The organism is Curtobacterium sp. MCBA15_016 (assembly GCF_001865105.1).
Classification (GTDB): Bacteria; Actinomycetota; Actinomycetes; order Actinomycetales; family Microbacteriaceae; genus Curtobacterium.
On sequence record NZ_MJGR01000045.1, the window covers coordinates 65,907 to 87,356 of the forward strand.

Consider the following 21,450-nt stretch of genomic DNA (forward strand, 5'->3'; position numbering starts at 1 on the left):
GCGCCTCCCGTCCGTCGGCGTCTCAGCGACCGGCCGCCGCGTGGTTCGCGACCTGGGTCGCCGACAGGACGGAGCCGTAGACCGCCGCGTACCGCATCGACCCCGTGAAGGCGAAGTTCGACGGCTGCCCGGGCCACCCGGACACGGTGTCGTACCCGATGCGGAAGTAGCCGGTGTAGTTCTCGGGCACGGTGAACGCTGTGTTCGACGCGACGAGTGCGCCGTCCGCGTAGAGGCGCATCCCGGTGCTCGCGGACATCGTCGCCACGACGTGGTGCCACGCGCCGTCCGTGTACGCCTTCGGAGACGTCACCACCTGGGTCGTCCCGTTGTAGGTGCCGAAGACGAGCTGCCCGGCGGTGTTGAGGTAGACCTGGCGGTCGTGCTGCCCGGAGGCGGCGACCTGGTTGCTGCCGAACCCGACGAGCATGCCGCCGGCGACCGTCGTGCGGAACCAGACCTCCTCGCTGAAGGTGGTCGGGTTGGCGTACGACCGCGGGGTCGAGACGAAGCTCGTCGAGCCGTTCAGCGCGTACGAGCTCCCGGCGTCGCGCGGGCAGGCGTTCGGGCTCGGCGTGGTCGCCGTCATCGAGCCCTGGTAGGTGCCGTTCAGGCCCTTGCCGGACCAGTCCGTGGCGGTCGTCGAACCGGAGGCCTCGCCGAGGCGGTAGGCGAAGAGGGCGGTCGAGGTGTCGGCACCGACCGCAGCGTTGCAGGTGAAGTAGGGCGCGGTCGCGGCGCTGTTGCCGGTGTTCGCGACCACGGCGCTGAAGGCGGACCGCGTCGGCGCGAACGCGTTGGCGAGGCCGACGACGGCGACGGCGAGGACCAGGACGAGGGCGACGACGCGACCGTCACGGAGGCGGCGGAGTCTCACGAGGGACGCACCGCCTCGACCCGACCGACGGCCAGGCAGAGCAGGAGCGGGACGAGGCAGGCGACGACGAGGAGCCCCCACCCGACCGGCCCGAGGTCGATGTTCGAGGTGAGCTGGTAGTGCCCGTTCCTCGTGAGCTCGCGGATGACCATGTGCCCGACCTGCCCGTCGACGAGGTGGACGCTCTCGGCACCACGGGCCTCGACCCGGACCGGGAACATGCCGGAGGACACGATGGTGGCCTCGACGCCGCCGTGGGTGGCCGAGTTCGTGATGGTCGTGACGTTGACGAACGGCTTGAGGATGAAGGCCGCGTACGACAGCGTGAGTGCACCGCCGGCGATGCGGAGGCAGGTGCGGGTGACCCGGTCGGTGAACACGCTCGTGAGCGTCCAGATCACCAGCGTGCCGATGAGCAGGAGCGGCGCCGCCCGGAACAGCCACCCGAGGTTCGGGACGAGGAGCACCGGGGAACCGATGACGTTCTCCTGCGTGAGCGTCCACGGGTCGGTCGCGCCGTTGATGTCACCGCGGGTGTGCAGTCCGGCGGCGTCGACGTCGATGATGCGGTGGGTGTAGACGACGCCCGGGTTCGCCGCGGTCTCGAAGGAGACGACGTCGCCGACGCGCAGGGTGGCGACGTCCACGGGCAGGTCGAGGACGAGCGTGCCGACCGGCGCGGCCTCGCCCATCGACGGCGTCTCGACGACGAACCACCGCCCGCCGGCGGACAGGAACAGCACGGCGGCGGTGAGGAGGACGGCGGCGACCGCGGCGACCGTCCAGGCGAGGACCGTCTCGAAGCGGGTGGCGGTGTGGCCGCCGAGGAGCGGGCGGTCGAGCGTGCCGCTGAGCGGGATGGCGGCGGTCTGGCTCATCTGCTGCTCCGGTCGTGTGCGGCTGGGCGGTGGAGGACGGGGTGGGACGGGGTGGGACGGGGTGGGGTGATGGGTGGCGACGCTCGACCGGAGGGGGGGTCGGTCGAGCGTCGCCGGTCGGGGTGGCTAGGCCGTGAAGGTCCAGGTCATCGGCACGGAGGCGGCGAGGCCCTGGTAGGTGTTGCCGGCCGAGGAGTCGAGCGTGACGGCGAAGGTGAACGGCACGGAGGCACCGGCGGCCGGTGCGGCGGGCATCGTGAACGCCGAGGCGGCCGCGCCCTTGAAGCTGGCGAGCGTGCCGCTGAACACCGTGGTCGAGCCGGAGGAGATGACGAGGTTCATCTTCGCGCAGAGGTCGGTCGCGGTGCCGTTCACCGAACCGTTCGCCGACTGGGTGCACGTGGCACCCGGGGTCAGGGTGAACGTCGAGGCGTTCGCGGTGCCGGTGTTCTTGATCGAGATCGCGGTCGTGACGGTGTTGCCGGGCGTCATCGTGGTGCTGCCGCCGAACTTGTTGATCGTCGAGCACGTGGCGGAGTTCGTCGAGACCGAGCCGCCGTCGGTGCTCGTGCAGGTGACGGTGCCGCCGGCGTTCTGCTCCTGCATCGTGAGCGTGCCGCTGGCTGCGGTGTTGCTGCTGTTGGTGATGCTCGCGGCGAACCCGGAGAGGGTGCCGGTGAGCGAGAGGGAGAGCAGCACGGCGGCGAAGATGCCCGCGAGGAGTGCGACGGGGGCGAATCGGATCCGCTTCAGGGCGGAGGTGCGGAGCTTGTCGGACACGGGAACCTCTTCGGTCGGGCGTTCAGGGAAGTGGAGGAGCAATCGGCTCGGGCTCGTTTGCTTCGATCATCAAGATAGTCAGTCATTCATCAAATTGACCACTCGTATACTGACCCCAGTGCGAGGGACGCCACCGCACCCGACCCGAAGCGAGGAACCCGTGACCCCTGCGCCGCCGACCGACCCGACCGACGCGGCCGACCTCATCGCGGCGTTCGACGCGGTCGTGCGCGCGAACGCGAGCCTCGTCGGACAGCTCAGCGCGCGGGCCGGCGTGCACGAGAACGCCCTGCGCGCTCTGGTGCTCGTGAGCGACACCGGCTACTCCACCCCCACCGAGGTGGCCGGGTACCTCGGGCTGACCTCCGGCGCCGTGACGAACATGATCGACCGCATGACGGCCGCCGACCTGCTCGAGCGCGCGCCGAACCCGAACGACCGCCGCGGTTCGCTGCTGCGGCTCCTGCCCGAGGGCGAGCGGGTCGTCCGCGAGCACCGGGAGCGGTACGCCCAGGTGCTCGCCGAGGTCGACCGGACGCACGCGGGCGGCCTGCTCGCGGTGCTCACCGACCTCGCGACGGGCCTGTACGGATCGGCCGGCGAGGCGATGCGCTGACACCGCACCCACTACGGACGGGAGGCACGGTGCCAGCTGGCACCGTGCCTCCCGTCCGTCGTGGGCGCGCGTCAGGACCCGCGCGTCATCCCTTCACCGGGATCGACTGCGCCTTCAGCGCCGCCACGGTCTTCGACTGCCCCGACTCGAGCGCGTCGAGGAGCGTGCCCTGCCCGGACGCCGCCTGCCCGAAGCCGTCCGACACGTCGGAGTAGGTCTGCGTCATCGTCGGACCCCAGGTGAAGGGCTGGATGTCCTTCGCCGCGGTCGCGAACTCCTCGTAGATCTTCTGGTTCCCGTAGAACGGCAGCCCCTCGGTCAGCGCCGGCAGCTCGGCGCCGGTCGACGAGGCGGGGTAGAGGTTGGCCTCCTTGTTCAGCGCGGCGAGTGCCTCCTTCGAGGTGTTCAGCCAGACCAGGAACTCCGACGCCTCGGCCGGGTGCTTGCTCCCCGCGAAGACGACGTTCGACGAACCGCCCCAGGCAGCGGACTTCGACTCACCCGCGGTCCACTGCGGCATCGGCGCGACGGCCCACTTGCCGGAGGTCGAGGGCGCACCGCTCGAGATGGTGTTCGCGCCCCAGACGGCCGAGACCCAGGTCCAGTCCTGCCCCTTGTCGTAGGCGCTGTTCCACTGGTCGGTGAAGCTCGGCAGGGTGTTCACGAGCTTCTTGTCGATGAGGTCCTGCCAGTAGTCGGCGACCTTCTTCGACGCGCTGTCGGTCAGGTCCACCGTCCAGTCCGAACCGGAGTTCGAGAACCACTGGCCACCGGCCTGCGACACGAGCCCGGCGAACTGGTTGACGTCGCCCTTGGCGAAGTTGGTGATGTTGCCGCCGAGCGCCTTGATCTTCACGGCGTCCTGGGCGTACTCCTCCCACGTCTTCGGGACGTCGAGGCCGGCCTTCTCGAACAGGTCCTTGCGGTAGTACAGGGCCATCGGACCGGAGTCCTGCGGCACGGCGTAGACCGACTTCGACTCGCCGAACGTGACCTGGTTCCAGAGGCCGTCGGAGAAGTCCTTCTTCGCGGCGCTGATGCCGGAGCACGCGCCGATGTCCTCGAGGCCGCCCTGCACGCGGAACGCCGGCAGGGTGTCGTACTCGACCTGACCGATGTCCGGCGCCTGCTTCGCCTTGAGCTGGTTGAAGAAGTTCTGGTACGTGCCGCTGTTGCCGTTCGCGACGATGGAGACCTTGACCTGGATGTCCGGGTGCTCCTCGTTCCAGATGTCCACGACCTTGTCCATGTTGGGCACCCAGGTCGTGAAGTCGAGGGTGACCTTGCCGCTGGACGGCTTGCAGCTCGCGGCGGCCGTGTCGGATCCGGAGCCTGCGCCGCTGCCGCCGGTGCTGCAGCCGGCGAGGGCGACGGTCGCGGCGACCGCGACGGCGGCGACGCTGAGGAACTTCGTTGTCTTCATGCTGTTTCCGTTCGGGATGTGAGTGGGGTCGGTGGTGCTGGTCGGGAGGGGCCGGTCGGCCGCGGTCGGGCGGGCCGGTCGGCCGCGGTCTGGCGCTACTTCAGGCCGCCGGCGCCGAGGCCGGACCGCCAGAAGCGCTGCAGGGAGAGGAAGGCGACGAGGAGCGGGATGATCGAGACGAACGACCCGATGAGCACGAGGGTGCGGAGGTCCGGGTACTGGTTCACGCTCGAGTTCCACGTGTAGAGGCCGAGGGTGACGGGGAACAGCGACGAGTCGCGGAGCATCACGAGCGGCAGGAAGAAGTTGTTCCAGATGGCGACGAACTGGAACAGGAAGATCGTCACGAGCGCGGGCGACATGAGCCGGACGGCCACGGTGAAGAACGTGCGGACCTCGCCGGAGCCGTCGATGCGGGCGGCCTCGATGATCTCGTCCGGCACGCTCGACGCCGCGAACAGCCGCGACAGGTACACGCCGAACGGGCTGACGATGCTCGGCAGGAAGACCGACCAGAACGTGTCCGTCAGGTCGACCTGGCTGAAGATGAGGAACAGCGGCAGGGCCAGCGCGGTCGCCGGCACGAGGACGCCGCCGAGGAACACGTTGAAGAGGGCCTCGCGTCCGCGGAACCGGTACTTCGCCAGCGCGTAGCCGCACATCGCCGACAGGACGGTGCCGATGAGTCCGGCGACACCGGCGTAGGCGATGCTGTTGAGCATCCAGCGCACGTACACGCCGTCCTGCCGGGTGAACAGCTCGCCCAGGTTCGCGACGAAGTCCTGCACCGACGAGGCACTGAACCACAGCGAGAACGTCGTGTTGAAGTTCGCGGTCGTCTTGGTCGACGACACGAACAGCCAGAAGATCGGCAGCAGGAAGTAGATCGTGAAGACGCCCATCACGAGCATCGCGGCGCTGCGCGAGATGACGCTCTCGCGCGGTCCGCGCGCTCCGTGCTGCAGGGGCCTGGAGGCGCGGTTCGGCTCGAGCGGTCGGCCGGCGGTCCGCACGGCGTCGCGTCGGCTCGGTGCGTTGACGGTCACTGGTCAGCCTTCCGCTGGGTCAGTCGGAGGAACCCGATCGACAGGACGAAGGTCGCGACCGCGAGGACGACGGAGAACGCGGCGGCGAGGTTGAAGTTGGGCACCGACGAGGTCGAGTAGACGAGCATGTTCGGCGTGAAGGTCGACGAGATCGTCGAGGTGAACTGGCGGAACACGGTCGGTTCGGTGAGCAGCTGCAGGGTGCCGATGACGGAGAAGACCGCGGTGAGCACGATCGCCGGCACCACCATCGGGATCTTGATCGACCAGGCGATCCGGAACTGCGACGCCCCGTCGAGCTTGGCCGCCTCGTAGATCTCGGTCGGGATCGCCAGGAGCGACGAGTAGATGATGAGCATGTTGTAGCCGACGTAGACCCAGGTCACGACGTTCGCGACGGCCCAGAGGACGGTGCCGGAGCCGAGCAGGTCGACCTTCGACGTGACGGCGGAGAACGGCGAGAGGTTCGGCGCGTAGAGGTAGCCCCACATGATCGCGGCGATGACGCCGGGCACCGCGTACGGCGCGAAGAACGCCAGGCGGAAGAACCGCTTGCCGCGCAGCAGGGGCGAGTCGAGCAGGAGCGCGAACACCAGTGCCAGGGCGAGCATCACCGGCACCTGCACGACACCGAAGAGCAGCACGCGGAGGATCGAGCCCCAGAACTCGCTGTTCTGGAACACGAGCACGTACTGGCTCAGTCCACCGAACACCTGCGTCGGCGCACCGAAGGTCCCCTGGCGCTCGATCTTCTGCAGCGACTGCCACACGGCGTAGAGGATCGGGACGAGGTAGAACGCGGTGAAGAGCACGGCGAACGGCGTGACGAAGACGGCGATCGCGCGGCGGTACCGGAAGCCCCCGCCGCGTCGACGTCGGGCGACCCGGGGTCGCTGGGCTGTGGTGGTCATGGGCGCTTCCTGTCCGTGCGGATGATCTGGGTGCCACCGGGGGCGATGGTCGTGGTGCCGGTCCGGGGTCGGTCGGCGACGAGGTCGTGGCCCGTCACGTGGTGCTCGACGGGCTGGTCGGTGTGGTTGAGCAGGAACACCCACTCGTGCTGGTCGTCGCGGCGTCGGACGACCTCGAGGCCGGGCTGCGCGGTGGGGTCCGGTGCGACGCCGGCCTCGGCGAGGACGTCACCGAGCAGGCCGCGGAGCGTGTCGGCGGCGAGGACGGTGGAGACGTACCAGGCGGCTCCGGCACCGTGCGCGTTGCGCGTGACCGCGGGCGAGCCGGCGAGCTGGCCGGCGGCGTAGTCGAGCACGCTCGTCGCGCCGCGGAGCTCGACGGGTTCGCTCCAGACGGTGCCGGTGGAGCCGTCGGACAGGGCGACGTGCGCGTCGGCGGCGAGCGGCAGGAACTCGTCGACCCGCACGCCGAGCACGTCACGGAAGGCACCGGGGTACCCGCCGGTCCGCACGCGGTCACGCTCGTCGACGATCCCGCTGAAGAACGTGACGACCGCCCGGCCCCCGGCGGCGACGTGGTCGACGATGACCGCGGCGTGCTCGTCGCGCACCAGGTAGAGCTCGGGGACGAGCACGACGGCGTAGCCGTCGAGCGGCGCACCCGGCGCCACGACGTCCACCGTCACGCCGAGGTCCCACAGCGCGCCGTGGAACGCGTGGACCTGTTCCAGGTAGCGGAGCGCGGTGGTGGGGAACGCCTCCAGGTCGGCCGCCCACTGGTTCTCCCAGCTGAAGACGAGCGCGACGTCCGCGACGACGCGGGAACCGCGCAGTTCGCCGAGCCGCTCGACGAGGTCGCCGAGCTCGACGACGTCACGCCAGCCGCGGGAGTCGGTCCCGGCGTGCGGGAGCAGCGCGGAGTGGAACTTCTCGCTGCCCTGGACGGACGCGCGCCACTGGAAGAAGCAGACCCCGTCGGCACCGCGGGCGATGTGCGCCACGGTGTTCCGGAGCATTTCCCCGGGTGCCTTGGCGACGTTGTGCGGCTGCCAGTTCACCGCTCCCGTCGAGTGCTCCATGAGCAGCCAGGGCGCCCCGCCCGCGAGCCCGCGCGTGGTGTCGGCGGCGAAGGAGAGCTCGACGTGCGGTCGGGGCAGACGGTGGTCGAGGTAGTGGTCGTTCGCGATGACGTCCATGTCGGCCGTCCACGACCAGTAGTCGAGCGCGGTGATGTGCGCCGCGACCATGAAGTTCGTCGTCACCGGCTTGTCACTCAGACTGCGGAGCACCTCGGCCTCGGCGCGGTGGTGGGCGAGCAGCTCGTCGGACGAGAACCGGTCGAAGTCGAGCGTCTGGCCGGGGTTCGTGAAGGACAGGGTCGCCCGGGGCGGCAGGACCTGCTCCCACGCGGAGTAGCGCTGGCTCCAGAACGCGGTACCCCACGCGGCGTTGAGCTCGTCGACCGTGCCGTACCGGGCGCGGAGCCACGTGCGGAACGCCTCGGCCGAGACGTCGCAGTAGCAGTGCGCGTTGTGGCAGCCGAGCTCGTTCGAGACGTGCCAGAGCTTGACCGCGGGGTGGTCGCCGTAGCGCTCGGCGGTGGCGCGGACCAGGGCGAGGGCGTGCTCGCGGTACACCGGCGAGCTCGGGCAGAACGCCTGGCGTCCACCTGGCCAGCGGGTGGTGCCGTCGGCGACGACCGGCAGGACCTCGGGGTGGGCGGTGGTGAGCCACGGCGGGGTGGAGGCCGTCCCGGTGCCGAGGTCGACCCCGATGCCGGCGCCGTGCAGGAGCTCGATGACCCGGTCGAGCGCGGCGAAGTCGTACTCGCCCCGGCGCGGCTCGACGTGCGACCAGCCGAAGACGTTGATCGCGACGAGGTTCACGCCGGCCTCGCGCATGAGCCGGACGTCCTCGACCCAGACCTCGGGGTCCCACTGCTCGGGGTTGTAGTCGCACCCGAACGCCAAGCCGGTCGAGCCGAGCCCGAGCGCGCCGGTGGCGGCCGTCGGCAGGGTGGTGGTGGTCACGTCGGGTCCTCGCTGATCGGGGCGGCGCTGCACCGTCCGGTCGTGAACGACCCCTTCGACGGCGAAGGTCACCCAAGTTCTGGGAGCGCTCCCAGTCCGTACCGACCGAACGGGGTCGGAGGGTTCTGGGAGCGCTCCCAGAGTAAACGACACAATTCCTGCCGTGTCAACACGACCATGCCGAACCAGGTATCCGACGTCGAACCAGCACCGACGCCCGGTTCGACGTCGCGATCGTGGTTCGACGCCGTCCGACCGCCGATCCGCGGGTGGCCAGCCGCTATCGTTGCCGCATGTCCGCCCGTTCCCGCGCCACGATCCAGGACGTCGCCGACGAGGCCGGACTCTCCCGCGGGACCGTCTCCCGCGTGCTCAACGACGAACCGTACGTGTCGCCCAGGGCCCGCGAAGCCGTGCAGGACGCCGTCCGTCGCGTCGGCTACGTGCGGAGCGCCGCCGCACGCAGTCTCGTCACCCGGCGGTCCGGCGCCGTGGCGCTCATCGTGCACGAGCCGAGCGTCCAGGTGCTCGACGACCCGAACATCGGCAACATCCTCATCGGCACGAACGCCGTCCTGTCCGAGGCGGACCAGCAGCTCGTCACGATCATGGTCGACTCCGCCCGCGACAACGAGCGCGTCGTGGAGTACCTGCGCGGCGGCTTCGTCGACGGCGCGATCGTGCTCTCCGCCCGCGACGGCGACCCCGTCACCCGGGCGATCGAGCAGATCGGGCTGCCGGCGTGCTTCGTCGGCCACCCGTCCGACGCGCCGAACACGTCGTGGATCGGCATCGACAACCGCGCCGCGGCCGAGCAGATCACCCGGCGACTCGTGGACACCGACCGCCGACGCATCGGCATGCTCGCGTCCGGCCTCGACCGCGACTCCGGCCAGGACCGTCTCGCGGGGTTCACCGCTGCGCTCGGCGACCGCTTCGACCCCGGGCTCGTCGCGCGGAACCCGCTCTTCAGCTACACCGCCGGGGTCGAGGGCATGCGCGAGCTGCTCGACCGGGCGCCGGACATCGACGGGGTCTTCGCGGCGTCGGACGCCGTGGCCGCCGGCGCGATGGACGTCCTGCAGCGTGCCGGTCGGTCGGTCCCGGGGGACGTCGGCGTGGTGGGCTTCGACGACAGCGCGTGGGCACTCCGGTGCGATCCGCCGCTCTCGACCGTCCGGCAGCCCGCCCGGACCCTTGGTGAGCACGCGGCGCGGCAGGTGCTCGAGCAGATCGCGGGGACGGACGACACCCCGCGCGGGTTCGTCCTGCCCACCGAGGTGGTCTGGCGCGGCAGCGCCTGACACCCCCGCGCGGATCGCGCAGCGCCGGTCAGCGCCACGTCCGGGCGACGACCCACCCGGTGCCGTCCGGCGCGACGTCGACGACCACCACGTCGTCCTCACCGTCGTCCGCACTCACCTGGAACCGCCAGCCCACCGTGTGCTCCGGCGCGTGCGTCACCGCCGACGGCAGGTACTCCGCCGTCGCCGTCAGCCGCGTCGGGGTGTCGGAGACCCGCCACCGCCGTTCGCGCCAGACCATCCGGACCGGCACACCGCGGTCCCACCACAGCGTGGCGACCTCCTGCGTGAGCATCATCTCGCCCTCCTCGTTCGAACGTGTGTTCGAATGGTAGACGACCCGACCGACGTCCGCGCGGCGTACTGTCCGGTGCATGCCCGCTCTCATCGACACGTTCACCATGTCCAACGGCCTGCACATCCCGAAGATCGGGTTCGGCACCTGGCAGATCCCGTCCGGCGCCGACGCCTACGACACCACCAAGGCCGCGCTCGACGTCGGCTACCGCCACATCGACACCGCTCTGGCGTACGGCAACGAGGCCAGCGTCGGCGAGGCGGTCCGCGACAGCGGCATCCCGCGCGACGAGCTCTTCATCACCACGAAGCTCCCGGCCGAGATCAAGACCGCGGCCGGCGCGCGCGACGCCTTCGACGAGTCCAGCCGCAACCTCGACCTCGGACACGTGGACCTGTACCTCGTGCACGCGCCGTGGCCCTGGAGCGACATGGGGTCGGACCACCGGGACGGCAACGTCGAGGTGTGGAAGGTCCTCGAGGAGGTCTACGACGCCGGCCGGACGAAGAGCATCGGCGTCTCGAACTTCGCCGTCGCCGACCTCGAGGACCTGCTCGGCCGCACCGACGTCGTCCCGCACGCCAACCAGATCCGCTGGTTCATCGGCAACACGCAGGACGAGACGACGGCCTTCGACCGCGAGCACGACATCCTCACCGAGGGGTACTCCCCGCTCGCCACCGGTGGACTCCTCGACAACGAGCAGATCGCCGAGATCGCGGCGAAGTACGACAAGAGCGTCGCCCAGGTCGCGATCCGCTACCTGCTCGAGAAGGACGTCCTGCCGCTGCCGAAGTCGACCACGCCGTCCCGCATCGCCGCGAACGCCGACGTGGACTTCGCGCTGTCGGCCGAGGACGTCGCGACGCTCGACGCGCTCGAGGACACCACCGCCTGACGCAGCGCGGGAACACACGACCGGCCCCGCCGGTTGCACCACACGGTGCCGCAGCCAGCGGCACTCCCGAACTCAGGAGGCCACCATGACCACCACCGAAACCGCCATCCTCGCCGGCGGGTGTTTCTGGGGAGCGCAGCAGCTCCTCCGTCGCCGTCCCGGTGTGATCAGCACGCGCGTCGGGTACTCCGGCGGCGACACCCCGAACGCCACCTACCGGAACCACGGCGACCACGCCGAGTCGGTCGAGATCGTCTTCGACCCGTCGCAGATCTCGTACCGCGACCTGCTCGAGTTCTTCTTCCAGATCCACGACCCGTCGACGAAGGACCGCCAGGGCAACGACGTCGGCCGCAGCTACCGCTCCGCGGTGTTCTACACGAACGACGAGCAGCGCGAGGTCGCCCTCGACACGATCGCCGACGTCGACGCGTCCGGCATCTGGCCGGGCAAGGTCGTCACCGAGGTCGAGCCCGCCGGTGAGTTCTGGGAGGCCGAGGAGGAGCACCAGGACTACCTCGAGAAGCACCCGCACGGTTACACGTGCCACTTCGTGCGTCCGGGCTGGACGCTCCCGCGCCGCGACGAGGCCGTCAGCGCGAGCTAACGCGTCCTGATCGGCCCCGGCGGGTCAGCGCGACCCGCCGAGCAGTTCCAACCAGTCCCCGGGCAGGCGATCCGCCGGCCCGGGGACTGCCTGTTCCACGGGGTGGCTCGTCGGCGCCGCGAGCTCGACGCCCTCGAACGTCGACTGGTCGCGGTAGTCGTACGACCACGTCTCGCCGGGCTCGTAGCTCTGGATGACCGCGTGCCCGGTCTCCTCCCAGTGCCGGGTGGCGTGGGTGTCCAGCGAGTCGTCGCAGCAGCCGACGTGGCCGCACGCGGCGCACCGGCGCAGGTGCACCCACCAGGACCCGGTGGCGTCGCACTCGACGCACCCGGGTCCGCTCGGTGCGACGTCGGGGTGGATCATCTCGGCGTGGTCCGTCATGGGACCATCCTGGCCCGGACGCAGCCCCGCGGCCAGCGCTCCGCCCGGACGCAGCCGCCCGGCCAGCACGCCGCCCGGACTCAGCCGCGCGGCACCAGCGCGTCAATGGCCGCGAGCTCCTCGTCGGTCAGCGGCGCACCATCGAGCGCGTCGAGCGTCCCGTCGAGCTGCCGGACGCTCGACGCCCCGACGAGCGCGGACGTGACCGCCGGCTGCCGGAGCACCCACGTGATGGCGAGCTGCGCGAGCGTCTGCCCACGGGACACGGCGATGTCGTTCAGGGCCCGCGCGGTCATCAGGTACTCGTCGTCGATCCGGTCCGCGCCGAACCAGCGCCCCTCCGCCGCCCGCGACCCGACCGGCACCGAGCCGTCGAGGTAGCGGTCCGTCAGCAGCCCACCGGCCAGCGGGGAGAACACGATCGCGCCGGTCCCCAGACGGAGCAGCTCGTCGAAGAGCCCGTCCTCGGGGACCCGGTCGAACATGTTGTAGCGCGGCTGGTGGATGAGCAGGTGGATGTTCTCGGCGGCGAGCGCCTCGGCCGCGGCGGCCGTCTGCGCCGGGTCGTAGTTCGAGATGCCGGCGTAGAGCGCCTTGCCCGAGCGGACCGCGGTCACGAGGGCGCTGACGGTCTCCTCGATCGGGGTCTCGGGGTCCGGCCGGTGCGAGTAGAAGACGTCGACGTACTCCAGCCCGAGGCGTCCGAGCGACTGGTCGAGCGAGGCGAGCATGGACTTGCGCGAGCCCCAGTTGCCGTACGGACCGGGCCACATGTCGTAGCCGGCCTTCGTCGACACCACGATCTCGTCGCGGAACGGTCGGAGGTCCGACTCGAGGATGCGACCGAACTGCTCCTCGGCGGCTCCGGGCGGCGGGCCGTAGTTGTTCGCCAGGTCGAAGTGGGTGATCCCGCGGTCGAACGCGTGCAGCACGATGTCGCGCTGGGTCGTGAGGGCTCGGTCGGCGCCGAAGTTGTTCCACAGCCCGAGGGAGATGCGGGGCAGGAGCAGGCCGCTCCTCCCGACGCGCTGGTACGGGAGTCGCTCGTAGCGGTCGTCGGCGGGGCGGTGGACGTCAGGCATCGTTGCTCGATCCGGTTCGTGAGGGGTGGCGGGGTCCGGTGTCGACGCTAGCGGACCCCACCAGCAGGTTCCGGCGCACCGCGCCAGCGGGGTGACGGCCGTGCCTGGAGGGACGGTGCGGGCCCGACCCGCGCCTCCAGTCCGTCTCGTGGTGCGTCCACCGCCGGACGCGCGCGACGGGCGCGGTGCAGGACCGCTACGCCGTGCCGGCGTCGCGGGAGACCTCGTCGTGCGACTCGTCCTCGCGGCGCATCCGCAGCAGGCTCGCCCCGGTCGCCACACCCATCGCCACGACGATGACCAGCAACGACACCCCGGTGCCGATCTCCGGCGCCCACTCGACGTGCTCCCCACCGTTGATGAACGGCAGCTCGTTGCCGTGCAGTGCGTGCAGCACGAGCTTCACGCCGATGAACGCGAGGATCGCCGCGATCCCGTACTTGAGGTAGACCAACCGCTCGAGCAACCCGCCGAGCAGGAAGTACAGCTGCCGCAGGCCCATCAGGGCGAAGACGTTCGCGGTGAACACGATGAACGCGCTCTCGGTGATGCCGAAGATCGCCGGGATCGAGTCGAGCGCGAACAGCAGGTCGGTCGTCCCGATCGCGATGAGGACCACCAGCAGCGGCGTGAAGTGCCGTGCGCCGTCCTGCACGATGCGGAACTTCATGCCGTCGTAGGTGTCGGTGATGCGGATCCGACGCCGGAGCAGCCGCACGATGAGGCTGTCCTTGTCGTCGTCGTCGTCCTCGCCACGGAGCTGCTGGATCGCCGTCCACACCAGCCACGCCCCGAAGAGGTAGAAGATCCACGAGAAGTCCTCGATCAGGCGGGCGCCGAGCAGGATGAACACGCCGCGCAGGACCAGCGCGATGATGATGCCGAGCATGAGCACCTCCTGCTGGATCGCCTTCGGCACGGAGAACCGCGCCATGAGGATGACGAACACGAAGAGGTTGTCGATGCTCAGGCTGTACTCGGTCAGCCAGCCCGCGAGGAACTGCCCGGCCGGCTCCCCACCGGCGAAGACGAACATCGCGACGGCGAACAGCAGCGCGAGGCCGACGTAGAGGCCCACCCACAGGCCGGACTCCTTGAGTGTCGGCACGTGCGGACGCCGCGCGACGACGAGGAGGTCGGCCAGCAGGATCGCGACGATGGCGATGAGGGAGCCGACTTCGAACACGGCCGGGAGCTCGAGCATCCGGGGCCTTCCTGGTTGGGGGCGTCGGGGACGTCCAAGCTTGCCACGCGCGCGGGCCGGCCCCGCACTCGACGGCGCGGTTCGTGACCGCCTCGACCCGGCGGGGTCAGCCCACGGGGTCGGTCTGCACGACCGGCACACCGTCGACGAACGTCAGTTCCGTCGCCGCGATGCACCACGTGTGTCCGTCGTCCGGGTTGCCCTGGAAGAACAGGTACTCGCGCCCGTCCTCGTCGCGGAAGAAGCCCGGGTGGCCGGACTCGGAGTGGTTCCACGCGCCATCCGGCCCCGCCGGCACGAGCGGCTCGTCGGAGCCGCGCGTCCACGTCCGGCCGTCCGGGCTCGTCGCCCACCCGATCTGCTGCGGCTGGTTGTTGTACGCGCCCGCGTAGAACACCGTGAACGTCTCGCCGTCCCACCGCAGCGCCGGCGCCTCGATGCAGTCCTGCTCCCAGGGCAGCTCCGGGGCCAGCGCCGGCCCGTCGACGGACAGCTGCTCCCAGTCGTCGTGTCCGTACGCGCTGCCCAACGGCGCTCGTGCCGTCCCGAACAACTGCGTCGTCATCGTCGGGTCACGCGTCACCCACCCGAGCAGCAGCCAGTCGCCCGCGACCACCAGGTCCGCGTCGATCGCTCGGCCGCAGGTCCACTCCCCCGTCGGGCGGAACACCGGGTTCTCCGGGTTCGGCGTGAAGGTCAGGCCGTCGTCGCTGACCGCGTGGCAGATCGAGTCCTCGCGGCCCCGGCCGTAGGTCTGGAAGAAGAGGTGGACGCGTCCGTCGATGACCACCGCGCCGGGCGCTGCCGCACCGCTGCGGTCGTACTCCCCGAACGACGGCAGCACGGCCACGGTCCGCCACGTGACGAGGTCGTCGCTCTCGGCGATGCCGACCGACCAGCCCTCGGGTTCGTCGTCGCTCGCGGACGGGAGGGAGCAGTACAGCAGGTACCGGCCGCCGAACCGGATGACGGAGGGGTCCTTCGCGTAGGGGCGGCCGCGGCGGGACGTGTCGCCCCAGGGGGCGCCGACGAGACGTACGGTCTGCGACGGTGCGGCTGGGTCGGGTGCGGATGTCGGCATCGCTCCACTCTGCGCCCCGCCGGCGCGTGCGGACCAGCGTGACCGCTTGTCGGACTGGAGGCGCGGCTGGCGTCCGGCACCGGGCCTCCCGTCGGGTGGTTAGACCGCCCCGTCGTGTCGCTCGCGCGCCTCGCACTGGGGCTCGTGGACGAGGCAGGCTGTCTGCCTGGATGGGTCCATGGGGACCGACCACACGACCGGCGCCGGCGCGTCCGCGCAGCGCGAGTACGACCGCCGCAGGGCGCGCGACGAGGCGACGATCCGCTCGACGTGGGGCGAGGGGCGGATCGGTACGATCGCCGTCGCACTCTCGAGCGAGCGGCAGAGCACCGCGGCGTGGAGGTCCGGCGCCGTCGGTGAGGCTGAGGTCGGACGGAGACTCGACGCCATCGCATCTGACCACGTCGTGGTACTCCACGACCGGCGCATCCCCGGCTCCCGCGCGAACATCGACCACATCGTCGTCACCCGGGCCGGCGTCTGGGTCGTCGACGCCAAGCACTACCGAGGCAAGCGGCCGCGGCTGGTGGTCGAGGGCGGACTGTTCCGTCCGCGCGTGGAGAAGCTCGTCGTCGGTGGCGACCGGACGAAGCTGGTGGACGGTGTCCTCCGCCAGGTGGCTCTCGTGCGGGAGCTCGTCGACCCGGTGCCCGTGCACGGCGCGCTCTGCTTCGTCGGGGCGGACTGGCCGCTCGTCGGCGGGTCGTTCACCGCGCGCGGTGTCGAGGTCTGCTGGCCGGGGAAGCTCGCGAAGCGGCTCGCTGCGCTCGACGGGGAGGTCGACGTGGCTGCGGTCGCGGCGGCGGTGCAGCGGCGGTTCCGGCCGGCGTGAGGCCCGACGGTCGCGAGTCAGTCCTCGCGCAGGAACGGGTCGAGGACGCGCCACGTCGCGTCGGGGTTCTCCAGGTGGGGCAGGTGCCCCGCTTCCGGCACCTCGGCGAACGTCGCCCCCGGGACGGCCGCTGCGACTCGACGACCGTACGCCGGCGTGACGACCCGGTCGCTCTCCCCGAACACGACGAGTGTGGGCACCGCGACCGTGGCGAGCCGCTCCATGAGGGTCGGGTCGCTCATCGTCCGCCCGGCGACCGCGATCATCGTCGCGCCGTTCGACTGCTGCACCGCCCGCTGCTGGTCCGTGAGCACGGTCGGGTCGACGAAGCCGCGGTCCGGGTCGTGCCAGGCGACCTCGGCGAGACCCCGGGCGTCGAGCGCGAAGAAGTCGGCGATCGGCTCACCCTCGATGACAGCGCCGACACCGTCGACGTCGACCACCGCGCCGACCACACCCACGTACCGGTCATCGGCAGCAGCCTGGACGGCCATCTCGAGGGCGATCCACCCACCGATCGACGAACCGATCAGCACGACGTCGCGTTCGCCGTCGACGAGGAGCCGTTCGAGGTACGCGGCGGCGAGCGCAGCCACCGAGTCGATGTCCGCGGGCCGGCTCGTCCCGCCCCGTCCGCGACCTGCACCCCGAGATCTGAGGAGCAGGAACCATGGCCGCCGCAATAATCCCGGCCGGGGAGTACGTCAACCGCTCGCTGGTCGTCTCCGAAATCGGTACTTTCACCGGCGTCCCGGCGACCACCCGAGGCACCTACGTCAGCGGCACGACCTGGAGCGCGCAAGCCGGCCAGTACGTCCAGGCCTCGCCGCGTCGCGCGCGCCGGCAGACTGAGACCGGAAGCATCCGACGGTCTGGATTGATGCTCGCCCAGCACTGACGGAAAGCCGCGCCAGCCAATGGTCGAGGCCGTCAGGGCGAAGTGTCGAGGTCGGTGCCGCTCACGCCGCGAGGGTGCAGGTGCCGAAGATCGGCATGTTGGTGATGCGCGCGGAACGGCGCTTGGTGGTAGCTCCGGTGGCGTCACAGACCGCGCAGTCCACGGGCTCGAAGTGCTCGTCGAGGACGACGCCGGAGGCGGCGCAGTTACTGCAGTCGGCCAGGACGGTCTCAGCGGGGCGCGGTCCCGGAGAGGAAGTGTTCGTTCTCGTGCATGGTCGGTCCCGCTCCGAGCTGGCGTCGCGACGGAGATCTCCTCGTCACGATCTGTCCCGGAGACGGCTCCGCCGGCTCCCTTCCACCAGAGGTCTTCCACCACCGTCGAAGACCTCATCGGGACATCGGCTCCGCCGTCGAGCCGGAGGCGAGCTCGCAGATGTCGTCGCTGCGGAGCGAGGACTTCCGTCCAGCCCCGCCGCGCGGCGAGGGCGCTGCGGTCTATAGGTTCCTGGTGACGAAAGGAGTCTCGGTGGGTGCGGACTGGTGGACTGAGATCATTGCTGCAGTGGCGGCACTGGTGGCGATCTGGCAAGCGTGGGAAGCGCGTCGGGCGAGGAAGGAAGCGCGACAGTCCGCAGCCGATGCAGCGGACCACGAGCAAAGGGCCCTTCAGGCGTCGACTGAGTCCGCGGCCGCAGCGGTGCGGTCCGCGGCGGCACAGGAGCGCCTCGCGGAGGTTGCGGAGAGCGGAGCGGAGAGGTCGCCGTGGGCGCTCCGGAAGAAGTCCGCTCAGCTCTGGCAGATCACGAACGTGAGTGACCACCCGCTAAGCCTCGTGTTCGTGTTCCTGCATGACCCGCGCCTGGCGGTTGACGATGACGACGGCTCCGATCGGACCGTCGGCCCGGGGGAGGCGATCATGGTGCGATACCCGTATCAGGAGGGCCAGCAGAAGTGGGCGGCGATGGAGCTGTCCTGGTCGAACGCACGCGGTGCGCAGGTCGAGGAAGAGTTCACTTTGCAGTGGAAAGCGCCACCCCGGATCATCCACTGACTGTCCGGCTCTGGGGGCCGATGCTGTCCTTCGCTCTACAGGACGGGCTCCTGCCCGGCGCACCACACCACAACCAGAGGCGAGCGATAGTCACCGGTAGGCTCTCGGCACCCGAACCCGACAGGAGACCCCATGGGCAACATGGACGACTACATCGCTCTGACTACCCGCGCGAAGGCCGAAGGGGGGCCGGAGGCCCTGGTCGAGCTCCTGCTGAAGCAAGGTGAAACGAAGGGCATCGGCAAGGGCGCCGCAGTCGTCGGTCTCGGCTTTGCGGTAGTCGGCGGCACGATCTACGGCGGCAAGTTCCTCTGGGACAAGTACGCCCCGACGCAGCCGAAGGCGCTCACGGATGACGCCGAGGCCGCCGTCGCGAAGGCAGCGGTCCAGGGTTGGCACACCGTCGCAGAGGCACGTGAACTCCCCGGCGATCTCACTCTCGCGATCGGTGACCGATTCAAGGCGCTCGTCCGCGACGGCGATGTCGTGATAATCGCGGTCGCGGACCGCGAGGACAACCCGTTCCCAGTGTCGGGCGCGGTGCTCGAGGAGATCTCCGACTTTGTGATCGCAGACCTCGACGACTGAGCGCCCCGGACGCAGCAAGTGAAGACCCCCGCAGCCGGGAGGCGGCGGGGGTCTCTACATCCGCCGTCAGACCGCGACTTCCTCCGACCACATGGGGCTGAGCTGGGTCAGCTTGGTGATCGTGATCCCTGCTTCGGGCCACTTCACCAGGAGTTCGTCGTCATCGGGGAAGTCCAGGCGCGGCTGAACCACGCCAAACGCACCCTATTCGGACCCGCGCCACATGAGCCGTCTGACGTCAATTCGGGGTGCGCCCCTGTCCGACAGTGTGAGTCGACGCCATGACTATCGCACCAGCGGCGTCTTGCGAGAGACGGAGGGGTGCAGTGCAATCGCACTGCACCCCTCCGTGGTTGATGCCTTAGTTGGGATTTTTCAGACCGGGGCCGCAGTCGAGCTGGTCGAGGAAGTCGCCTGCCTCCGCTTTCTTCTTGATCGATCTCGTGACGTAGCCCTCTCGGAGGTAGCCGACGTCGGCTTGATCAGCAGTGCTGACGTCGGCTGAACTCGAGCAGATGGCCAAGATGATCTTCCGCCCGCCGCTGACGCCGGCGCCGAGGCGTTTTTGCCCCGCCACCTTGATCTTGACCTGGGCCAGACCGCGAGGCCCATCCCGACCAGTGAGGACTGAGACCGGTTTTCCGATGTAGGACGCCGGCGGGTCGACATCGGCTTGTGAGCACGCGGACGTCGCCAAGATCAGCAGGACCGCGATCGGCGCGACGAACTTAGCTGCCGGAGCCAAAGGGGAATCCCTTGTATACAGCGCAGCTGATCGCCGCCGTGTGCGGCTTGAATGCCCACAAAGTAGTGCTCTTTTTCACGCTCGTCGGCGGGTGGTAGTGGAACCGGTCCTGCGTGGTGGTTTGGATCTTATAAGTCCAGTAGTCGCCGACTGCGAGACCATAGAGCGTTTGGCCGGCAGCGATATTGCGGCTGCCGCAGCCGACTGTAACGTTGTATGAGTAGCCGTCAGTGAAGCCGACCTGGGCCGACAGCGCATGGCGAAGATCGACTGGCCAAGTCTCCTGCGCGGTCGCGGCGGCCGAGGAGCCATGCCGCGCGACAAGAGCGCCGAAGGCGCAGAGCAGGTCATCGACTCGGCCCTCAGCATCAAGGGGCACGTCATGTCGTCACGGCGCGCGTCGCGATGACCGCGAGTGTTGCCCGCCACCTGTACGTCTCGCCGCCGGTCGCTGACCGGCTGCTGGCGAGGCTCGAGCACTGCGAGGTCGTCGGTCGTGCTCGACCGGGGGAGCGCCGGTTGGTGCTCACCACCTCCGGCCAGCTTCCCGCGGTGATCGAGGAGTTCCAGCGTCTAGCTGACCTCGCTCAGTCGACGTCGAGCCCGAGGTCCTCGTCCAGCATGATCTGCGTGCGCTCAAGGAGGTTGATCGTGCCGCGGAGCCGATCGGTCATGATGTCCCCGTCGGCGACCCGGGCGGCGAGCTTCTCCTGCATCCGCGTCATGACGCCATCGAGTTCGTCGCGCTCGTCATGGAGCGTCTGGTCGATCTTGCGAGAGCGAGCTTTCGCGTATTCGAGTCGTGCGCGGGTCTCGGCGTAACGGCCCCACGCTGCCTCGGCGGCAGACGACTCCGCAGCCATCTCCCGCTCCAGCTCGACACGGTACTCATCCCACTCGAACTCCGTGATGTTGAGTCGCGCCCGGCCTGACGGGCGATCACCGAGGCGAAGGATGCGCTTGCTCTCGTCGAGGGCCTCCTGCGCGTCGCGTGCACGCAGCATCGCGATCGCGGCGGAACGCTCGTGGATGAAGAGCGCGTCGGCGAGCTTCTGCCGGTAGACCTCCGGTGGCCGGACACCGCCGCGGAGGTCGTTCTTCGATGAGTTGCACGTCCGGTGCGCGAGGGCGACGTTGCCCCAGGTGTAAGAGCCGCCAGCGGACTTGACGTCGAGGTGATCCACCTGAGGGGCGCCCGGGTGGGCCGCCTGCAGTGTCATGTCGATCGGCTGCTCGCAGAGATGGCAGGTCGCGCCGAACAGCCGAGCGAGGTACTCGCGCGTCTCCTTCGCCGTCGTCGTGATCTTCTTCGCTCGCCAGACCGCGAGGCGCTCCTCGTCGTCGGCTGGGTACGGCGGGAGCTTCTCGATCTCGAGTTCGACGTCGATCGCGTCGACGGCGACGACGGGCCACACGCCGAACCGGGGACCAGTGCTCTCGTTCACGTCGCCATCGTACGAAGCAGGCGAAGTCGAGCAGTACCGGCGCGGCGCTATCAGGATCCCACTCAGCTCTCTTCGCGCACGCGAGGCGTATCGAGCTCGACGTGATGCGTACCAATTCGCCGGTACACCTCACAACAGGAAGAAACACCCGTTCAGGAGGCTTGTTGGAGTCCACTCCTGCTGCCGTTGCTCCAGCGCGCACCACTTCATCTCTTGCGTCACGGTACGCGGCAACGACCCCGCGATACCAAAGCCTGACGGGTTCGTTCCGGAGCGTCATCGCCACCAAGCGAGCCCAGGCTTCGAGGCCCGCCCTGACCGGCGCCACTAGATGACCCTCTGCCGGTGTCTCCACGCGTGCCGCAGCACCAGCCTCCGCCAGGCGATCCGGCGCTCCGGAAAAGTTGGCGGGGTCCCGCTCGCGAGAGTGAACGCCACTAGGTGACCTCACCTCGCCCAAGTTCTGTCGC

Annotated in this window: 25 protein-coding genes; 8 read left to right on the plus strand and 17 right to left on the minus strand. The window is 69.8% G+C overall.

Annotated elements, in window-relative coordinates; translation table 11 throughout:
• Window positions 1-22: 22 nt before the first annotated feature.
• The 3 genes from BIV03_RS16430 to BIV03_RS16440 all read right to left on the minus strand — a co-directional run bounded on the left by BIV03_RS16430 (window position 23) and on the right by BIV03_RS16440 (window position 2,535).
• A complete protein-coding gene (locus BIV03_RS16430; RefSeq protein ID WP_071296462.1) occupies window positions 23-877 on the minus strand; it encodes a LamG domain-containing protein in 855 nt (284 codons plus the stop codon).
• Window positions 874-1,755 carry a S26 family signal peptidase gene (locus BIV03_RS16435; RefSeq protein WP_071296463.1) on the minus strand — a complete coding sequence of 294 codons (882 nt, stop codon included), beginning with the start codon at window positions 1,753-1,755 and terminating at the stop codon, window positions 874-876. The genes BIV03_RS16430 and BIV03_RS16435 overlap by 4 nt, the downstream gene beginning before the upstream one ends.
• A gap of 126 nt (window positions 1,756-1,881) precedes the next feature.
• Window positions 1,882-2,535: a hypothetical protein gene (locus BIV03_RS16440; RefSeq protein WP_071296464.1), complete on the minus strand. Its 654-nt coding sequence runs from the start codon at window positions 2,533-2,535 to the stop codon at window positions 1,882-1,884.
• 160 nt (window positions 2,536-2,695) lie between these two features.
• On the opposite strand from BIV03_RS16440, the gene BIV03_RS19865 reads away from it, so the two are divergent.
• Window positions 2,696-3,151, plus strand: coding sequence for a MarR family winged helix-turn-helix transcriptional regulator (locus BIV03_RS19865; RefSeq protein WP_070417293.1), 456 nt, complete (start codon window positions 2,696-2,698; stop codon window positions 3,149-3,151).
• 85 nt (window positions 3,152-3,236) lie between these two features.
• On the opposite strand, the gene BIV03_RS16450 is transcribed toward BIV03_RS19865, so the two are convergent.
• The 4 genes from BIV03_RS16450 to BIV03_RS16465 all read right to left on the minus strand — a co-directional run bounded on the left by BIV03_RS16450 (window position 3,237) and on the right by BIV03_RS16465 (window position 8,561).
• Window positions 3,237-4,574 carry an ABC transporter substrate-binding protein gene (locus tag BIV03_RS16450; protein WP_070417294.1) on the minus strand — a complete coding sequence of 446 codons (1,338 nt, stop codon included), beginning with the start codon at window positions 4,572-4,574 and terminating at the stop codon, window positions 3,237-3,239.
• 95 nt (window positions 4,575-4,669) lie between these two features.
• A complete protein-coding gene (locus BIV03_RS16455) occupies window positions 4,670-5,620 on the minus strand; it encodes a carbohydrate ABC transporter permease (RefSeq protein ID WP_229085845.1) in 951 nt (316 codons plus the stop codon).
• Window positions 5,617-6,531: a carbohydrate ABC transporter permease gene (locus tag BIV03_RS16460; protein WP_070417295.1), complete on the minus strand. Its 915-nt coding sequence runs from the start codon at window positions 6,529-6,531 to the stop codon at window positions 5,617-5,619. Before BIV03_RS16460 ends, BIV03_RS16455 begins: the two co-directional genes overlap by 4 nt.
• The gene (locus BIV03_RS16465; RefSeq protein WP_083403497.1) at window positions 6,528-8,561 is read right to left on the minus strand and encodes a beta-galactosidase; all 2,034 of its coding nucleotides are present in this window, start codon (window positions 8,559-8,561) and stop codon (window positions 6,528-6,530) included. Before BIV03_RS16465 ends, BIV03_RS16460 begins: the two co-directional genes overlap by 4 nt.
• Before the next feature lie 293 nt (window positions 8,562-8,854).
• Between BIV03_RS16465 and BIV03_RS16470 the strand changes: the two genes are divergently transcribed.
• Window positions 8,855-9,865, plus strand: coding sequence for a LacI family DNA-binding transcriptional regulator (locus BIV03_RS16470; protein ID WP_071296465.1), 1,011 nt, complete (start codon window positions 8,855-8,857; stop codon window positions 9,863-9,865).
• Between the two features lie 28 nt (window positions 9,866-9,893).
• Here the strand turns inward: BIV03_RS16470 and BIV03_RS16475 are convergent, their stop codons facing one another.
• A complete protein-coding gene (locus BIV03_RS16475; RefSeq protein WP_139199413.1) occupies window positions 9,894-10,163 on the minus strand; it encodes a hypothetical protein in 270 nt (89 codons plus the stop codon).
• Between the two features lie 76 nt (window positions 10,164-10,239).
• On the opposite strand from BIV03_RS16475, the gene BIV03_RS16480 reads away from it, so the two are divergent.
• On the plus strand, window positions 10,240-11,061 hold the full coding sequence (locus tag BIV03_RS16480) for an aldo/keto reductase (RefSeq protein WP_071296466.1): 822 nt from the start codon (window positions 10,240-10,242) through the stop codon (window positions 11,059-11,061).
• Between the two features lie 85 nt (window positions 11,062-11,146).
• A complete protein-coding gene (gene msrA / locus BIV03_RS16485) occupies window positions 11,147-11,668 on the plus strand; it encodes a peptide-methionine (S)-S-oxide reductase MsrA (RefSeq protein WP_071296467.1) in 522 nt (173 codons plus the stop codon).
• Window positions 11,669-11,692: 24 nt separating this feature from the next.
• On the opposite strand, the gene BIV03_RS16490 is transcribed toward msrA, so the two are convergent.
• The 4 genes from BIV03_RS16490 to BIV03_RS16505 form a co-directional block, all read right to left on the minus strand.
• Window positions 11,693-12,052 (minus strand): UBP-type zinc finger domain-containing protein, encoded by a 360-nt coding sequence (locus BIV03_RS16490; protein ID WP_071296468.1) that lies wholly within the window; start codon window positions 12,050-12,052, stop codon window positions 11,693-11,695.
• An 80-nt stretch (window positions 12,053-12,132) separates the two neighbouring features.
• Complete coding sequence (locus tag BIV03_RS16495) at window positions 12,133-13,134, minus strand: aldo/keto reductase (protein WP_071296469.1); 1,002 nt, start codon at window positions 13,132-13,134, stop codon at window positions 12,133-12,135.
• A gap of 196 nt (window positions 13,135-13,330) precedes the next feature.
• Entirely contained in the window at window positions 13,331-14,338 is a 1,008-nt protein-coding gene (locus BIV03_RS16500; RefSeq protein WP_071296470.1) for a TerC/Alx family metal homeostasis membrane protein, read from the minus strand.
• 106 nt (window positions 14,339-14,444) lie between these two features.
• The gene (locus BIV03_RS16505; protein WP_071296471.1) at window positions 14,445-15,419 is read right to left on the minus strand and encodes a family 43 glycosylhydrolase; all 975 of its coding nucleotides are present in this window, start codon (window positions 15,417-15,419) and stop codon (window positions 14,445-14,447) included.
• A gap of 178 nt (window positions 15,420-15,597) precedes the next feature.
• On the opposite strand from BIV03_RS16505, the gene BIV03_RS16510 reads away from it, so the two are divergent.
• Entirely contained in the window at window positions 15,598-16,251 is a 654-nt protein-coding gene (locus tag BIV03_RS16510) for a nuclease-related domain-containing protein (RefSeq protein WP_071296472.1), read from the plus strand.
• Between the two features lie 17 nt (window positions 16,252-16,268).
• On the opposite strand, the gene BIV03_RS16515 is transcribed toward BIV03_RS16510, so the two are convergent.
• Entirely contained in the window at window positions 16,269-16,934 is a 666-nt protein-coding gene (locus BIV03_RS16515) for an alpha/beta fold hydrolase (RefSeq protein ID WP_083403499.1), read from the minus strand.
• On the opposite strand from BIV03_RS16515, the gene BIV03_RS19235 reads away from it, so the two are divergent.
• From BIV03_RS19235 to BIV03_RS16525, 3 genes are all read left to right on the plus strand, one after another.
• Window positions 16,922-17,149 (plus strand): hypothetical protein, encoded by a 228-nt coding sequence (locus BIV03_RS19235; RefSeq protein ID WP_139202032.1) that lies wholly within the window; start codon window positions 16,922-16,924, stop codon window positions 17,147-17,149. The genes BIV03_RS16515 and BIV03_RS19235 overlap by 13 nt on opposite strands.
• Window positions 17,150-17,422: 273 nt before the next feature.
• A complete protein-coding gene (locus BIV03_RS16520) occupies window positions 17,423-18,202 on the plus strand; it encodes a hypothetical protein (RefSeq protein WP_139202033.1) in 780 nt (259 codons plus the stop codon).
• 132 nt (window positions 18,203-18,334) lie between these two features.
• The gene (locus BIV03_RS16525; RefSeq protein WP_071296474.1) at window positions 18,335-18,790 is read left to right on the plus strand and encodes a hypothetical protein; all 456 of its coding nucleotides are present in this window, start codon (window positions 18,335-18,337) and stop codon (window positions 18,788-18,790) included.
• A 66-nt stretch (window positions 18,791-18,856) separates the two neighbouring features.
• Here the strand turns inward: BIV03_RS16525 and BIV03_RS20270 are convergent, their stop codons facing one another.
• The 4 genes from BIV03_RS20270 to BIV03_RS16540 form a co-directional block, all read right to left on the minus strand.
• A complete protein-coding gene (locus BIV03_RS20270; RefSeq protein ID WP_302847776.1) occupies window positions 18,857-18,982 on the minus strand; it encodes a hypothetical protein in 126 nt (41 codons plus the stop codon).
• A 169-nt stretch (window positions 18,983-19,151) separates the two neighbouring features.
• The gene (locus BIV03_RS16530; protein WP_071296475.1) at window positions 19,152-19,535 is read right to left on the minus strand and encodes a hypothetical protein; all 384 of its coding nucleotides are present in this window, start codon (window positions 19,533-19,535) and stop codon (window positions 19,152-19,154) included.
• Window positions 19,519-19,914 (minus strand): hypothetical protein, encoded by a 396-nt coding sequence (locus BIV03_RS16535; RefSeq protein ID WP_071296476.1) that lies wholly within the window; start codon window positions 19,912-19,914, stop codon window positions 19,519-19,521. The genes BIV03_RS16530 and BIV03_RS16535 overlap by 17 nt, the downstream gene beginning before the upstream one ends.
• A gap of 208 nt (window positions 19,915-20,122) precedes the next feature.
• On the minus strand, window positions 20,123-20,980 hold the full coding sequence (locus BIV03_RS16540) for an HNH endonuclease (protein ID WP_071296477.1): 858 nt from the start codon (window positions 20,978-20,980) through the stop codon (window positions 20,123-20,125).
• Between the last annotated feature and the right edge of the window lie 470 nt (window positions 20,981-21,450).

Bases quoted from the DNA above. Each gene is read 5' to 3' on its own strand.
- BIV03_RS16435 (WP_071296463.1), bottom strand. From the start codon at position 1,755: ATGAGCCAGACCGCCGCCATCCCGCTCAGCGGCACGCTCGACCGCCCG.
- BIV03_RS16450 (WP_070417294.1), bottom strand. From the start codon at position 4,574: ATGAAGACAACGAAGTTCCTCAGCGTCGCCGCCGTCGCGGTCGCCGCG.
- BIV03_RS16460 (WP_070417295.1), bottom strand. From the start codon at position 6,531: ATGACCACCACAGCCCAGCGACCCCGGGTCGCCCGACGTCGACGCGGC.
- BIV03_RS16470 (WP_071296465.1), top strand. From the start codon at position 8,855: ATGTCCGCCCGTTCCCGCGCCACGATCCAGGACGTCGCCGACGAGGCC.
- BIV03_RS16475 (WP_139199413.1), bottom strand. From the start codon at position 10,163: ATGATGCTCACGCAGGAGGTCGCCACGCTGTGGTGGGACCGCGGTGTG.
- BIV03_RS16480 (WP_071296466.1), top strand. From the start codon at position 10,240: ATGCCCGCTCTCATCGACACGTTCACCATGTCCAACGGCCTGCACATC.
- msrA (WP_071296467.1), top strand. From the start codon at position 11,147: ATGACCACCACCGAAACCGCCATCCTCGCCGGCGGGTGTTTCTGGGGA.
- BIV03_RS16490 (WP_071296468.1), bottom strand. From the start codon at position 12,052: ATGACGGACCACGCCGAGATGATCCACCCCGACGTCGCACCGAGCGGA.
- BIV03_RS16495 (WP_071296469.1), bottom strand. From the start codon at position 13,134: ATGCCTGACGTCCACCGCCCCGCCGACGACCGCTACGAGCGACTCCCG.
- BIV03_RS16500 (WP_071296470.1), bottom strand. From the start codon at position 14,338: ATGCTCGAGCTCCCGGCCGTGTTCGAAGTCGGCTCCCTCATCGCCATC.
- BIV03_RS16505 (WP_071296471.1), bottom strand. From the start codon at position 15,419: ATGCCGACATCCGCACCCGACCCAGCCGCACCGTCGCAGACCGTACGT.
- BIV03_RS16510 (WP_071296472.1), top strand. From the start codon at position 15,598: ATGGGGACCGACCACACGACCGGCGCCGGCGCGTCCGCGCAGCGCGAG.
- BIV03_RS19235 (WP_139202032.1), top strand. From the start codon at position 16,922: ATGGCCGCCGCAATAATCCCGGCCGGGGAGTACGTCAACCGCTCGCTG.
- BIV03_RS16520 (WP_139202033.1), top strand. From the start codon at position 17,423: ATGGTCGGTCCCGCTCCGAGCTGGCGTCGCGACGGAGATCTCCTCGTC.
- BIV03_RS16525 (WP_071296474.1), top strand. From the start codon at position 18,335: ATGGGCAACATGGACGACTACATCGCTCTGACTACCCGCGCGAAGGCC.